Here is a 14363-nt window from a genome sequence, read left to right as displayed (position 1 = left end):
GCCCCGCCCGCAGAGTCTTGCTATGAGTTTCTTTCGATCCGGCCGCTGGACTGCCTTCTTGCCAATATTGCTTTCCGCTTGCACGGTATCTTTTGTTGAGGCGGCGGATTTCCTGCGGGATTTGCAATCCCAGGCGGTTACGAAAAATCACGCGCCGTGGGGGTATTGGGGGACCGATCCTGGCATCTACACGGGCTGGACCAACCACTCGAACCGATTGATTCCGGCCTACACGTTCGGCATCAGTATGGAGGATTTCCAAGGCGACCGAAGCGTCTACCGCGACGCCAAACGTCTCGAGCAGTTGTATGGCCGACTGCCTGACCAAACGCTGAATCCGCATGCCGAGTATCTCGATCAGACGGACATTGCTCGATTACAACGCGCCGCGCTGGTCTCAGGGAAAAAGTATGTTGTGCTGATCATCTTCGACGGCATGGATTGGCAAACGACGCAGGCCGCCGCGATCTATAAGGCGGGTAAAGTCGGCTACACCGAAGGGCGCGGCACGGGTTTGCACTTTCAGGATTATCGCGGCACGAAAACCGATTTTGGCTATTTCGTGTCATCTCCGGCGAGCGACGCAACGAGCATCGACGTTAACGCCCAGACCGTATTGCCGGCCACGGCCAACATGTATGGCGGCTACAACGCGCAACATGGCGGAGCGGCACCCTGGGCCATCGGTGACGATCCGGCGTACCTGATCGGTCGATCGCGCGAATGCCCTCATGCAGTGACGGACTCGGCGGCGTCGGCCACTAGTCTGTGTGCCGGCATCAAGACCTATAACGTTTCGATCAATGTCGGTCCTCATGGTCGGCAGGTAGCGCCGGTCTCCCACGAGTTTCAATCGAAGGGTTATTCGGTTGGTGTCATAACCAGCGTGCCCATCAGCCATGCGACCCCCGCCTGCGCTTATGCTCACAACGTATCGCGGGACGACTTTCAGGATTTGACACGCGATCTGCTTGGCCTGCCTTCAGTCGCTCATCGCCACGAGCCGTTGTCCGGAGTGGATGTTCTACTCGGGGCAGGATGGGGTGAAGTCGTGGAGGACGACCGTAAACAGGGAACGAACTTCATCCCTGGCAACAAATACATCGCCTCGGACGACCTGCAGCGCATCGACGTCAGGCACGGCGGCAATTATCGGGTCGTACAGCGCGAAGCGGGAAGAAATGGCCCCGAGGCACTCGCGACTGCCGCTGACGACGCCGGCCAGCACGGCCAGCGACTGTTTGGTTTCTTTGGCGCAAAGACCGGTCATCTTCCGTTTGCGACCGCCGACGGCCAGTACGATCCTGCGGTCGGGGTGCGGAAACTGGCCGAAGTCTATTCCGCAGAAGATCGGCACGAGAATCCGACATTGGCCGACATGACGCGCGCGGCGCTCCGCGTGTTGTCCACGAATCCTCGGGGCTTTTGGCTGATGGTCGAAGCAGGCGAAGTCGATTGGGCCAATCACGACGACAATTTGGACAATTCTATCGGAGCCGTCATGTGTGGTGACGCCGCCTTTCATGCCGTGACCGACTGGGTTGAGGAGCATAACTGCTGGAATGACACGGCAGTTATCCTGACGGCGGACCATGGTCATTACCTGCACCTGACCGATCCGAAAGCTCTGCTTGAGCCTGCACCCCCATCTGGCGAAGGGCGCTGAAGGGGCGGCGCGACTCGCCGCGAGACGGATTGCCGACGTCGAGGGGGTTGACTTCATTTTTCCGGCGGATGTATTCCCTCGCCATTCTTCCTGGTATATTTTCCCGTTGATTGGTTCGTCGAGCGTCGGGTACGACACGCCACGTTACGCTGATCTGTCCTCCGTGACCTCGATCACCATTCCGGTTTAGGGCTGCACGAGCGGCCCCTGTGTCAAGTGACCCGCAGCCGATTGGCAGGGGTCAAAACGCCCTCGCAGAGGAGATGAATGGTGGGCAAGAAGTTGTATGTAGGGAACCTGCCCTACTCGATTAGCAGTTCCGACCTGGAACAAATGTTTTCACAGTTTGGCCAGGTGCAGAGCGCTCAGGTCATTGAGGATCGTGAGACAGGGCGAAGCAAGGGATTCGGTTTCGTCGAGATGAGCTCCGACAAGGACGCTCAAGCGGCGATCACCGGACTCAATGGACAAGATCATGGTGGCCGGCCGCTAACGGTGAACGAGGCCAAGCCACGCGAAGATCGCGGTGGTGGTGGTGGTGGTGGCGGCGGCGGTGGATATGGTCGCGGCGGTGGTGGTCGCGGCGGTCGCTACTAAGCGAGCTGCTGATCAAAAGTCGTCGATTTCAATCCCTCGCAACTTGTGCCGCCAATGTCTTGGCGACGAGTGCGGCACCAGTTGCCGATTGAAATGCATTTAATCTGACAGCGCGCCTAATTGGACAGGCGCTTGATTCGCGCGCCGCGGTCGTGGCGTACATTCTTTGTACGCCTCGCGGACGGGCTTGTCTGCCAATCGTTCGAATCGAAGTTCTCTACGCCTGCTTCTAATGGCGGTATTGTTTCTTGCGGGCGTCGCATCTGCACTGCTTGGCGATGACCGCTCTCGGCCGCGAGTTTTCCAGATGCGCTATGATTGAAGGACTCAGGCATTCTCAATCAAGCGATGAGACACGACAGTTGCGACGGTCTGTCGATGGATCCAAAAAATACGATCATTATTTGGTTCATTTATAGGACGACTTTTGGCGACGTTTCCCCGATCGCCGTGTCGTAGCGTTTTCCACTGGTGTAGTCGTCGCCTGGCCTCGCCGGGCACCCCGTTCGCGCATGATCTGCGCATCTAGTCGGGCGGCACCGTCGTAAGCCCAGTCCTCGAGATGGTTCATCCACTCTTGGACTTTATTGCCATGCAGTTGAAACGATTCAACCGTATTTTCCCGGGATAAAGTGGCCATTCTTCGCAAAAGTCCCGCGGCGTCGAGCAGTCGTAAGGCTAATGCGTCGAGTGTCTCAGGCGAATGAGGAGTCAAAGTCATGATGGACTCGATAGAGGGCGATGTGGCGACTCTCCCGCCCTGTCATGGTACCGACATGGCGTGCATCCTGTCGAGTGAAAAGTAGTGGAAAGCTGCTAAGCATCGGCTGAAAAAGTTGCAAAAAATGTACAAAACTTTGCTTGAAATTAGGCCACCTTTTCGCATAGCATGGCCCCGTCCTGGTCGCTCAGACGTTGCTTTTGGCGACGCCGGCTAGGAATGGACTTCGCAATTCCTGCTGCCATGCTCGCCTGCCGTACAGTTCCCTCCCCCGGACTAAGTCGTGTTCCTGGCCTTACTAATCGTCGGGCCATCGTCTTCGCGTTGGTCTCCTGCGGGAGCGGCGCGCGTGACGATTCCGGTAGTCCTGCTCGCGATGACTGTGGTGCGGAGGGGGATGACGAACCGGACGTAGAACCGGACACCCGCGACGATCGTTGGTGGGATGAATTCGGGGCGGACTTCGACGAGGACGAGCCAGATCCCGAGCCGGGCGATTTCTGGCCCGAGCCTGATGACGACGTCCGCGCGCTTGGAGAGAAGGTTCACCATTGCGACGTTCTCGTTACGCAAGGAGTCTCGCGTAGCTTTTCTAAATCCGAGGACTATAGGACGGACCGATGATTCCTCCCTCAGTGGTTGCCGAGATCAAACGTCTGCTGACCGTGCCGGGGTATTCGCAGCGAAAAATCGCCTTGATCACCGGCGTCAGCCGCGCCTCGATCGGCGCGATTGCCGCCGGCCGGCGCCCCGATTATCCCGTGCGTTGTCATCCCCTGGACGATGACGAAGACCTTCCGCAGGGGCCGGCCGAACGCTGTGCTAGTTGCGGGGGAATGGTCTACATGCCCTGCCGGCTGTGCCGAGTGCGAAGTATTAAATCGCAGGATCGTGAGCGAGCTCGCGACCGCGGAATCGCGGAAACGACATGGGCGCTCGCCCGTCGACCGTCAGATGTTCACCCCGGCATGTCCAATACGCGCTGAATCATCCGCGGGGTTCTGGGGGGATTTTCTATCGACTTGGCGTGCGTATGGGCCGGTTAATTCCTGCCCTTAGTCGCGGCATGAACTCGGCTATCGCGTGCATTATGATGGTTCTGCTTGGTTCGGGTCGTTTCCCTCGCCAATAATTGCCCGCAGCAGGACCCTCTCCACGATGCCCTCCCGCCCTTTGACCGCGCGTGCTTATTGTCTGGTGGCCACATGCTGCTTCGTAGCCGCCATGTCATCGTCGGCGGCTACGCCGGCGACGGCCGAAGGGCTAACTCCAGCCGAGGCGATGCCGCGATTCAAAATTCCTGCGGGCTATCGCCTGCAGCTCTTTGCCAGTGAGCCGGCCATCCGGCAACCGGTTTCGATGAATTTCGACGCCCGCGGTCGGATGTGGGTCATCCAATACCTGCAATATCCCAATCCGGCTGGACTCACTGCTGTGAAAGTGGACCAGTATTTGCGCACGAAGTACGACCGCGTGCCGGAGCCTCCGCCGCGCGGCCCGCGCGGCGAGGATCGTATTACGATCCTCGAAGACACCGATGGCGATGGCCAGGCAGACGCAGCCAAGGATTTTGTCGACGGCTTGAACCTCGCCACAGGACTCGCAATCGGACATGGTGGCGTGTTCGTCGTACAGGCCCCCTACTTGTTGTTCTATGCCGATCGGAACGACGACGATGTGCCTGATGGTGATCCCGAGGTCTTGCTGACCGGCTTCGGTTTGGAAGACGCACATGCCCTGGCGAATAGTCTGCAATGGGGGCCCGATGGCTGGCTCTACGGCGCGCAAGGAAGCACCGTCACGGCCAACATTCGCGGCATCACGTTCCAACAGGGAATCTGGCGCTATCATCCGCGCACGAAAGAATTCGAGCTTTTTGCCGAAGGGGGCGGCAACACTTGGGGCGCGGATTTCGATCGCCACGGCAACATCATCGCCGGCACCAACTGGGGCGAGCGGGCGATGCTGCACCAGGTCCAAGGGGCCTACTACGTCAAAGGCTTTGCCAAGCATGGCGAGCTACAAAACCCGCACGCTTACGGATATTTCGATCACGTTCCCTACATCGGTTTCAAAGGGGGACACGTCACCTGCGGCGGCGTGGTCTATCAAGGTGGATCATTCCCCAAGCAGCTTGAGGATCAGTACATCGCCGCGAACGTGCTTTCGAACGCCATCTATTGGCACAAAATCGAGCGCCAGGGCTCGAGCTTCGTCAATTCCTTCGGTGGCGATCTTGTGACGACCGACGATCAATCCTTTCGGCCGGTGGATTGCACGGTTGGTCCTGACGGCAGTTTGTTCATAGCCGACTGGTACGACAAACGTGCGAATCATGTCGACCCCAAGGATGATTGGGATCGCTCGAACGGCCGTATTTACAAACTCGTGGCCGACGGCACCAAGCCGGTCGCTGGACTAAACCTGCGAAAGCTTCCCAGCACCGAGTTGGTGGATTTGCTCACCCATCGCAACGAATGGTTCAGCCGCGAGGCACGGTTGATTCTCGCCGAACGACAGGACGCATCTGTGTTACCAGGCCTGGTAACAGGGGCCCGGCAATCGAGCGACGCTCGGCGGGCCATCGAATCGTTGTGGGCGCTGTATCAATGTGGCGGATTCGACGAAGCGCTAGCGCTTCAGCTACTCGGCCATCCAGCCGAGGATGTGCGAACCTGGGCCGTGCGATTGCTCGGTGACAAGCGGCATATCTCTACGAATGTGGCCGAGCGCTTCTTGATACTCGCCCAGACCGAATCCAGCCCTGTGGTGCGCAGCCAATTGGCTTGCACGGCCAAACGATTGCCCGGCGACGAGGCCCTGCCGCTGATCGCGGCGCTACTAGCACGCGACGAAGACACGAATGATCCGCATATTTCGCTGCTCTTGTGGTGGGCGGTAGAGGATAAGGCCGGTTCTGACCGTGCGTCGGTTTTGGATCTATTCGCTACGCGCGAGGGGTGGAAACATCCTCTTACCCGGGAATTTATTCTGCCACGTCTGGCTCGTCGTTATGCGGCCACGGCAACGCCGGAAGATTTCGCCGCCTGCGCTCGGCTGCTAGCCGCGGCGCCCGGCGAGGCCGAGTTCGATGCGCTGCTGGCAGGAATAGAGCGGGGGTTGCAAGGTCATAAGCTGGACGGCGTGCCCGAAGCGCTGCGCGCGGCCGTAAGCGGCATGCACATTGAGCGCGAGTCGCGACCCGTCCGGCTTCGCTGCGCGATACGACTGGGGAGCCGTGAGGCAATTGCCCGCGCCTTGACGTTGATCGCGGACCACGCGGTAACGCAAGCGGATCGAATATCGCTCATCGAAGTGGTGGGACAAGCCGGGGACCCGTCGACCGTGGAACCGCTCGTAGATTTATTGAACGAGCAGGAGCCCGCGGCGATACAGGCGGCAGCGCTCGCGGCGCTCGAGCGATATTCCGACTCCAGCGTCGGCGAGTCAGTGCTACTGATGCTGCCGACTACCAAGGGGGAAGTTCGGACGCGGGCCCTGTCACTGCTGTGCGCACGAGCGTCGTCAGCGGTGCTTTTGCTCGAGGCCGTGGATCGGGGCGAGATCAAGCCGGACCAGGTCCCCGCGGCCCAACTCCGCCAGATCGCGCTGTTCAAGGAGCCGCACATCGAAGAGCTTCTTACCAAGCATTGGGGCAAGGTTACTGACGAGACGCCGGCCGAGAAGCGGGCCAGAATTCATGGCATCAGTGTCTCGATGAATCTGACGACGGGTGACGCCGTGCGCGGCAAGCCGCTATTCGCCAAGCATTGCGGCATTTGCCACACGCTGTTCGGCGAAGGGAACAAGGTCGGCCCTGAACTGACCGGGGCGGATCGCAAGAATCGGGAATTCCTGCTCACCAGCATCGTCGACCCGAGCGCCGTGATTCGCAAGGAGTTCTTCAACTACGTAGTGGCCACCAAGAACGGCCGAGTCCTGACGGGCCTGATCGCGGAGAGCACTCCGTCGACGATCACGATCCTCGACGCCAAGAATCAGCGGACGACGATATCGCAAGAGGAAGTCGAGACGATCGAAGCGGCCAACCAGTCGCTGATGCCGGAAAAAATTCTCGACGAGCTAGACGCCGACCAGGTGCGCGACCTGATGCGTTACCTGCAGAGCGACGTACCCGCGCCGGCGTCGACCGGCACGGGTCGATAGCGCATTTATTCAGTCTTAGTCGCGCTGATTATTCGCACGGCTGATCAGATAAAGCAGCGTCAACACCGATTGCAGCGTCGCGGCCACATAGGTCCAGGCGGCGGCGTTCAACACGCGATTGACGTAGACCATCTGATCACGATCCGCGATCCCCAGCGATACCAATTGTGCCTTAGCGCGGTTGCTGGCGTCGAACTCCACCGGCAGGTTCACTACCTGGAAGAACACCACGGCGCCAAACAGCGCGATGCCGGCAAACAACAAGAAGGGCAGATGCGCCAAGAGGCCAATGAAGAACAGCACCATGCTGAACCCACTACCAAAATTCGCCACCGGCACCGCCGCGTTGCGGATCGCCAAAGGGGCGTAGCTATGGGCGTCCTGGATCGCATGCCCGGCTTCGTGGGCCGCGATTCCCACCGCGGCCAGAGATCGGCTCTGGTAAACCTCGGGACTCAGCCGAAGCACCTTTTGCCGAGGATCGTAATGGTCAGTCAGTTTGCCGGGAATCTGTTCGATCTCGATGTTGTTTAAACCCGCCGAGTCGAGCACATGGCGCGCGGCCGCCGCACCGCTAAGCGGGGCCGGCTGCTGCTGAGCCTGAGCGTAGGCCGAGTGAACGCGCATCTGCGCCCACATCGCCAGCAAAAACGCCGGCGCGAGGAATAACAAATACGACACGTCGAAATACATCAGATGCATCGAAAAACCCACTCCGTTCGATATTCTTGGGTTGCCCGCGGGCGGAAGCGTTCGCCCTTAAAGGGAATTCGCCCGGCGGCGGCAATTGTTAAATGGTTGCGTCTGTCTTATCCATTCTACGAATAGCTGCCACTGGCGGTTGATTCCGGGTCCACAGGTCGCGGTATCTTGTTGGAAATAAAGGATTTCCGCAAGACGGCCGAGGCTGGACGGTTCGAAGTTGACGGTCGCGGGGAACTGGCGAGAGGATTTCCAAGAGCTCGCCTTCGCGACCCGTCGAATCGCTACCGTCGGTTCGGCTCATTGGCCGCGGCTGAAATTGCGTGGTATCTTTTCTGCGGTGAGATCTAGCCTTTTTTTGGGTGATGGAACGCCCACCCCCCCGCAGTGCAGGGAGGCACGCAACTACGCCCCAACCCCTGGGGCAATAGCGAGCCCTCCCCATGTCGTACGGATCGAAGCGTTTTGCGCAATTCGGTTTGCTTCTGTTTGTAATTGTCGCTGCACTGCCGCTTCTGGCCGGGTGCAGTGAAGGCGACATTTCGCGCGCTTCGGCGGCCACCTCGCGAAGCAAACCTGAAGCAATTCCCGCCGCCGACGAATTCCGCGATCGTATCGATCGGGCGATCGCGCTGACCGCGCAGCGTCACCTGGTGGCCGAGAGCAACGCCGCCTGGCAAGTCGTGCATGGCATCCTGGCTTTCGGCCCGGACCTGCAACTGGAAGTAGACGGCAAGCCCACGTCGGCTCTGGCCTACTTGCAGCAAGGGGGACGACTAACCGGTTGGAACCTGATACCTGGGGATAAAGGTCTTGAAGCGCCCCTCGAGCCAGCAAGCAAAACAGGGCAGGGGCACGAGGATCAGTGGCTCGGATATCTTTCACTGATCGGCTTGCCTGACACGACGCCCATCAAAGTCGGCGGCAAAACGTACACCGTCCGTGACCTCGTCACGCAAGCGCAATGGGACATTTATGAAAACATGGAAGCAACGTGGTCGCTGATGGGCTTTACCGCCTACCTGCCGCTCGATGCCAAGTGGAAATCGAAAGACGGCAGCGAGTGGACGATCGAGCGGGTGGTGGCGATGGAGTCGAAGCAAGATTTGCGACGCAGCGCCTGCGGAGGAACGCATCGCCTGACTGCTCTGACCGTGGCTCTGAACAAATACCTGGAATCAGGCGGCAAGCTCACGGGCGGCTGGAAAGCGGCCTACGACAAGCTGTACGGCGAGCCGGGCGGAGCGATTGCCGTCATGAAAGCCTATCAACAGCCGGACGGTTCGTTCTCGTCCGACTACTTCAACGGGGCTCGCTGGACCGGCGACATCGGGCAGCGTATCGGCACGACCGGGCACACGCTGGAGTTCCTGGCCTTGGCCGTCCCTGAGAGCGATCTCAAGGCCCCGTGGCTCACCCAGTCCGTGAATTACTTGTGCAAGATGCTGGAAGAGACAAAAGAGTACGAACTGGAATGTGGCGGCCTGTATCACGCAGCACGCGGATTGAAGATCTACCGCGAGCGGCGGTTCGGTAAGCCCGAACATTTGCTCTCGGGCCAGGCGTCAGGTCCTGGGCCCGCGCCGGCATCGCTGTAATTCTGGAGTCGCCGCTGCAGCAAAATGCCGTCGCCGCGTTTGGGGAGCAGCCCATTCTCGCTACTTGATCGGCGAGTAATCTGTCGGCTTCAAGAACTGCGAGATGACCTTGCCGACAAGCGGGCCGTTTTTGTGCGATTCCTTGTAAGCGGCTTGCCATTCGGGGTCGCCCATGAATCCCTTCCACGACTGCTCGCGAGCTTCGCGACTGGGATACGCCAGAATGTAAACCAGCGTCCGCTGCGCTTCGTCTGTGATTTCACCCTTGGCGTCGGCAACTGGCGTCCAGTAACCGATCAGTTCCATACCGTGCTTCTGAAATAGCCGGTTCGTATGATCGCGAAAGCGCTTGTGCAAATCTTCGAATTTGCCTTCGTTGGCGATGTAAGTCCGCATTTCAAAGAACCGTTCGCCGGGGGCGGAAGCCGTGCTCTTGGTCGATGTTGCATCATCGGCGGTGGCCCGCACCGGCAGATTGTTGACGATGATCGAGACCGCGAGTCCCGCCAAAAACGTCAATACGGTTAGGACGGTCGGCTTCTTTGCGGCACGGGCGAGCATCGCGAAATCTCCTGAGGCAACTCGGGGCGTCGATTCGGACGGCAAACGATAAGCGTTGTGCCGCATTATCCGGTCCGGCAACTTGTATGCAACCGCCCGGCAGACGATTGTTTACAATCCCGATTGCTGGGCACCCCCTCCGACCAAGGGGGGGACGTGGCTGATTGTTGTTGTGTCGGCTTGCGCCATCCTGATAGAATCAATCAACGCGCGTGCATGTGTTCGAGCTCACGACGAGCCGGATTAACCGCGCGTCCCGCCGACATTCCCGCCAAACTTGCCATGCCCTCAAATTTTGCCAACGTCAGAGCCGACGGCTGCGCGGATTTCCGCCGCTCGTGGCGGACATCGCGAAGGCGCGTTTTGCGGGCCGGTTGCGTCAGTGCGATGGGGTTAGGGCTCGACGGGCTGTTGCGTGGTCGCGCTATTGGCGCCACCCAAAAGGACGTCTCGGGGGCAGGGTTTGGCCGGGCCAAGGCCTGTATTTTTCTCTTCATGTGGGGCGGTCCGAGCCAGCTCGAGACGTTCGACCCGAAGCCCGATGCGCCGGCCGAAGTCCGCGGTTCGTTTCAGCCGATCTCAACCGCTGTACCGGGCGTGTTCATTAGCGAACACTTCCAGCGCGTCGCGAAGCTGACCGACCGATTGGCAATCATCCGCTCGTTGACGCACAACGACCCCGCGCATTTGTCGAGCGGTCACGTCACGCTAACCGGCCATTTAGCGCCCGTTGTGAAAAGCGATGCCGAGCCTCCCAGTGATCGCGACACGCCGCATCTTGGTTCGGTCGTAGCGCGGATGCGCCCCGGCGATCCTGTGGTGCCGCCGTTCGTAACCTTGCCGTGGTTGGCGATGCACCCGGCGGCTCCGGGGGGCCGTTCGCCTGGGCAGAACGGCGGATGGCTTGGTTCGCGCTACGATCCCATGTTGATCGCTGGCGACCCGAACGCGGCCAATTGGCGCGTCGATGAGTTGTCGCTTTCGGACGACGTTACGGTGGCGCGTCTCGATAGCCGAAAGTCATTGCTTGCCGAGATCGACCAGCAGCGCCGTATCGCCGAACGCGCTGCCGACGCGGGGCTCGACAATTTCAAGCAGAAGGCAATTGGGCTGTTGAGCGCGCCCGCGGCGCGACAGGCCTTCGACCTGGCGGCCGAGTCCGACGCGATGCGCGACCGCTATGGCCGCAACATTCACGGGCAAAGCGTGCTTCTGGCGCGCCGCCTGGTCGAGCATGGCGTCTCGCTGGTGTCCGTCAATTGGCACAACGATGGCCGGAACTTCTGGGATACGCACGGCAATAATTTCAATCGGCTGAAAGACGATCTGATCCCACCTGCGGATCAGGCTCTCTCGGCGCTGCTCGAAGATCTCGAACAGCGAGGAATGCTGGACGAGACGATCGTGGCTTGGGTTGGCGAATTTGGACGTAAGCCACAGATAACGACCGCCGGCGCCGGCCGCGACCATTGGCCGCGTTGCTACAACGGACTCTTGGCCGGGGGCGGAATTCGAGGTGGCACGGTTTACGGGGCAAGCGACGCTCACGCTGCGTATCCGGCTGCTTCGCCTTGCTCACCTCAAGACTACGTGGCCACGATCTATCATGCGCTCGGCATCGATCCGGCCACGAAGCTGGTCGACCGGATGGGGCGACCGCTGGCCGTGTGCGAGGGGCGGGCGTTAGCCGATCTGTTCGCATAAATGCGCCTAATTGTTTGACAACCCCCTTTGCGCCGGTTTAAGGTCATGGGAGCGACCGCGAGAGTTTCGAGGGGAAACGCTCGCGTCAGCGACCGAAGTCCTGCCAGAAGTGTGACTTTCGCTTCGGCTGCCTCCCCGGTGGTCGACTGCGAATAAGCCCCGCCCTTTGCTTCGCTTTCACGCCCCACGACGCTGCCCGCAGCGCCCCCAACCGGGTCCCGAACAGGGCCTGAAACTCGGTTATGAATTCCCACCGCTCTATGGCCGGTATTACGTCAGCACGATCATTGCCTGCAATTGCCATGGCTCTATTTGTCGTGACCGTGGCAGTCACGATGCTGGGCGACGTCGCTCAAGCGCAGCCCCCAGCGATCAGCCATGCATTGCCCGGCGCGCTGGCGCCCGGTAAGCCGACGGATATCGTTTTCTTCGGTGGCAATCTCGCCGGCCCGACGGGCATCTGGTGGAACATGCCAGCCGAAGCTGCGCTGACGCCAGGTTTGGAAAAGAATGGTACCGAGCCGGGGCAGATCAGTTATCGGGTTAACGTGCCGGCGACGGTTCCCGTGGGAATCTATGGGATGCGCCTCGCCACGGGAGGTGGCATTTCGAGCCTGCGGTTGGTGATGGTCGACGACCTGCCGAGCATCACGAAAATCGGCACGAACAAAACACTGGCCGCGGCGCAGGAAATCGCCACCAGCGTGGCCGTTGACGGCGCGTGCGAACCGGAAAGCTACGACTTCTATAAGTTCAACGGTGTCGCCGGACAAAGGATTACTGTCGAGGTTGTAGCGCGCCGGCTGGGTTACCCGCTGGACCCGGTCATTCGCTTGCTCGACGCGACGGGCAAGGAACTGGCCTACAGCGACGACGCGCCAGGCATCGGCGCCGATTGTCGCTTTGCTTACACGCTGCCGACCGTCGGGACGTATTACCTTGAGCTACGCGACATTCGTTATCAGGGGGGCGGAACGCATCGCTATCGTTTGCGGATGGGTAACTTCCCGTTAGCCACTGCCGTGTTTCCCTCCGGTGGCCGGCGTGGCAGTGGAGCGAAGTTGCAAGTCGCTGGCTATACGAGCGACGAAGTGCCGCCCATGAATGTGCCGATTCCTGGCGACGGTGCCGCCGAGCGGATGCCATTGTCGGCGAAATTTCCGACCGGCCAGGGTTCGACGATGGTCAGCCTGGCAACGGATGGTCTAACCGAGCAAATCGAACTGGAACCGAATGACACCCCCGAGACCGCCTCGCCGATCGGAATACCGTCGGCCGTGAACGGTCGCTTCGACAATGCCAAGGACCGTGACTATTACCAATTCGAAGCTAAGCAAGGGCAGCGCTTTCTCTTCGCCGGAAAGACGCGCAGCCTCGGCTCGCCGAGTGACCTCTACCTGCGCGTATTGAAAGCCGATGGCGGACAGGTTGCCGAGGCCGAGGATACTGGCGGAGACGAAGGAGTCCTCGATTTCACCGCGCCGGCCGATGGCGTGTACCGTCTGCTGGTCGAAGATTTGTTGCGCCGCGGCGGTCCGGAATATGTCTATCGCGTAGCCATCGAGCCGTATCAGGCTGGCTTCACGCTGGCTGTCGAAGCGGACAAGTTCGATGCGCCAAAGGGAGGCGTATTTGTCGCCAAAGTGACCTGCGCCCGCCGCGACTACGAGGGGCCGATCTCGTTGGCTCTGGAAGGAGCCGGCGATGGACTTGTCGTAGCGGGGAATACGATCGGTGAGAAGGGGAAAGAAACCGTCCTGCACGTCACGCTACCACCCACCTTCGATCAGGGGCGTTGGGTGAATTTTCGCGTCGTCGGCACCGCAAAGATTGGCGAGACGAACGTTAAAGCGGTAGCCAGTACGATCGCCCCCTTGAAAGGAGCGTTTAACGGTTGGGCTTATCCGCCGGCGAATCTCGACGGCTTGATAGGTTTGGGCGTTGGCGCCGCCTTCGCGGATTTTTTCCAACTCGCACCACCTGCCGGTGTGGTCGTTCCGTTTCCGCAAATCGTCGGCGCTACGTCGTTCAAGGTGCAGGTGACCCGGTCGAACAACTTCGATGACAAAGTCGATCTGGGGGTCGAAGGTCTACCGCCGGGCGTTACGGCAAAAGTCGCACCGATCGAGAAAGGAAAGCCCGACGCAACGATCGAGCTATCCGGACCCGCCGGGCTGGCGGAAGGGGATTACCCGTTCCGTGTCGTCGGCACGGCGACATTTCAAAATCAGCCGAAGCGCGTGACTGTGGACAACCTTGTCCTGCATGTCGTAAAGCCCATTCAAGTTTCAGTCGCGCCGGCAGGCCCGCTACCGGCCGGCGGCAAACAGGCCGTGAAGCTCACGCTGACGCGTTACGGCGATGCCAATGGACCGGTCACCTTGCGGTTCCGGCCATTGCCGGCGGGTATCACCATGCCGCCGGAAATCACGGTGCCCGAGGGGCAAAGCGAGGCCACGCTCGAACTCGTCGCAACGGCGGAGGTGGTAGCGGGCAAGGCGGAATTGGCGCTGGTTGCGTCGGCGAAAGTAAAAGATCGCGCGATCACGATCGAGAGCGATCCGGTGAATCTGGAGATTACTCGGCCGTAGCGTACTTCCAAGGTCGTGTGGCCTTTGGGACCAAACGCTCTGTCGATTATTGAAAA

Annotated in this window: 10 protein-coding genes; 7 read left to right on the top strand and 3 right to left on the bottom strand. The window is 60.1% G+C overall.

Annotation, left to right across the window (positions count from 1 at the left end; genetic code table 11):
* Window positions 1-22 precede the first annotated feature (22 nt).
* Both VGN12_28900 and VGN12_28895 read left to right on the top strand, forming a co-directional pair.
* On the top strand, window positions 23-1666 hold the full coding sequence (locus VGN12_28900) for an alkaline phosphatase (GenBank protein HEY4313505.1): 1644 nt from the start codon (window positions 23-25) through the stop codon (window positions 1664-1666).
* A 267-nt stretch (window positions 1667-1933) separates the two neighbouring features.
* Window positions 1934-2263: an RNA-binding protein gene (locus tag VGN12_28895; GenBank protein HEY4313504.1), complete on the top strand. Its 330-nt coding sequence runs from the start codon at window positions 1934-1936 to the stop codon at window positions 2261-2263.
* Between the two features lie 997 nt (window positions 2264-3260).
* Here VGN12_28895 and VGN12_28890 read toward each other — a convergent pair.
* Window positions 3261-3536: a hypothetical protein gene (locus VGN12_28890; GenBank protein ID HEY4313503.1), complete on the bottom strand. Its 276-nt coding sequence runs from the start codon at window positions 3534-3536 to the stop codon at window positions 3261-3263.
* 68 nt (window positions 3537-3604) lie between these two features.
* Here VGN12_28890 and VGN12_28885 point away from each other — a divergent pair, with 68 nt between their 5' ends.
* Both VGN12_28885 and VGN12_28880 read left to right on the top strand, forming a co-directional pair.
* Complete coding sequence (locus VGN12_28885) at window positions 3605-3970, top strand: helix-turn-helix transcriptional regulator (GenBank protein HEY4313502.1); 366 nt, start codon at window positions 3605-3607, stop codon at window positions 3968-3970.
* A gap of 172 nt (window positions 3971-4142) precedes the next feature.
* Window positions 4143-7151 (top strand): PVC-type heme-binding CxxCH protein, encoded by a 3009-nt coding sequence (locus VGN12_28880; protein ID HEY4313501.1) that lies wholly within the window; start codon window positions 4143-4145, stop codon window positions 7149-7151.
* Between the two features lie 15 nt (window positions 7152-7166).
* Here VGN12_28880 and VGN12_28875 read toward each other — a convergent pair whose 3' ends face one another.
* Entirely contained in the window at window positions 7167-7853 is a 687-nt protein-coding gene (locus tag VGN12_28875; GenBank protein ID HEY4313500.1) for a zinc metallopeptidase, read from the bottom strand.
* Window positions 7854-8296: 443 nt separating this feature from the next.
* On the opposite strand from VGN12_28875, the gene VGN12_28870 reads away from it, so the two are divergent.
* The gene (locus tag VGN12_28870) at window positions 8297-9451 is read left to right on the top strand and encodes an ADP-ribosylation factor-directed GTPase activating protein isoform b (GenBank protein HEY4313499.1); all 1155 of its coding nucleotides are present in this window, start codon (window positions 8297-8299) and stop codon (window positions 9449-9451) included.
* A 60-nt stretch (window positions 9452-9511) separates the two neighbouring features.
* On the opposite strand, the gene VGN12_28865 is transcribed toward VGN12_28870, so the two are convergent.
* Complete coding sequence (locus tag VGN12_28865; GenBank protein ID HEY4313498.1) at window positions 9512-10012, bottom strand: NIPSNAP family protein; 501 nt, start codon at window positions 10010-10012, stop codon at window positions 9512-9514.
* 282 nt (window positions 10013-10294) lie between these two features.
* Here VGN12_28865 and VGN12_28860 point away from each other — a divergent pair, with 282 nt between their 5' ends.
* Window positions 10295-11716, top strand: coding sequence for a DUF1501 domain-containing protein (locus tag VGN12_28860; protein HEY4313497.1), 1422 nt, complete (start codon window positions 10295-10297; stop codon window positions 11714-11716).
* A gap of 302 nt (window positions 11717-12018) precedes the next feature.
* A complete protein-coding gene (locus VGN12_28855) occupies window positions 12019-14307 on the top strand; it encodes a PPC domain-containing protein (GenBank protein ID HEY4313496.1) in 2289 nt (762 codons plus the stop codon).
* Window positions 14308-14363 lie beyond the last annotated feature (56 nt).

The organism is Pirellulales bacterium (assembly GCA_036499395.1).
GTDB lineage: Bacteria > Planctomycetota > Planctomycetia > Pirellulales > JACPPG01 > JACPPG01.
This window is presented reverse-complemented; position numbering and strand designations above follow the sequence as displayed.

What these genes read in the sequence shown, in the direction of transcription:
- VGN12_28870 (HEY4313499.1), top strand. Translation starts at nt 8,297, where the DNA reads ATGTCGTACGGATCGAAGCGTTTTGCGCAATTCGGTTTGCTTCTGTTT.
- VGN12_28855 (HEY4313496.1), top strand. Translation starts at nt 12,019, where the DNA reads ATGGCTCTATTTGTCGTGACCGTGGCAGTCACGATGCTGGGCGACGTC.
- VGN12_28860 (HEY4313497.1), top strand. Translation starts at nt 10,295, where the DNA reads ATGCCCTCAAATTTTGCCAACGTCAGAGCCGACGGCTGCGCGGATTTC.
- VGN12_28875 (HEY4313500.1), bottom strand. Translation starts at nt 7,853, where the DNA reads ATGCATCTGATGTATTTCGACGTGTCGTATTTGTTATTCCTCGCGCCG.
- VGN12_28895 (HEY4313504.1), top strand. Translation starts at nt 1,934, where the DNA reads ATGGTGGGCAAGAAGTTGTATGTAGGGAACCTGCCCTACTCGATTAGC.
- VGN12_28900 (HEY4313505.1), top strand. Translation starts at nt 23, where the DNA reads ATGAGTTTCTTTCGATCCGGCCGCTGGACTGCCTTCTTGCCAATATTG.
- VGN12_28880 (HEY4313501.1), top strand. Translation starts at nt 4,143, where the DNA reads ATGCCCTCCCGCCCTTTGACCGCGCGTGCTTATTGTCTGGTGGCCACA.
- VGN12_28885 (HEY4313502.1), top strand. Translation starts at nt 3,605, where the DNA reads ATGATTCCTCCCTCAGTGGTTGCCGAGATCAAACGTCTGCTGACCGTG.
- VGN12_28890 (HEY4313503.1), bottom strand. Translation starts at nt 3,536, where the DNA reads ATGGTGAACCTTCTCTCCAAGCGCGCGGACGTCGTCATCAGGCTCGGG.
- VGN12_28865 (HEY4313498.1), bottom strand. Translation starts at nt 10,012, where the DNA reads ATGCTCGCCCGTGCCGCAAAGAAGCCGACCGTCCTAACCGTATTGACG.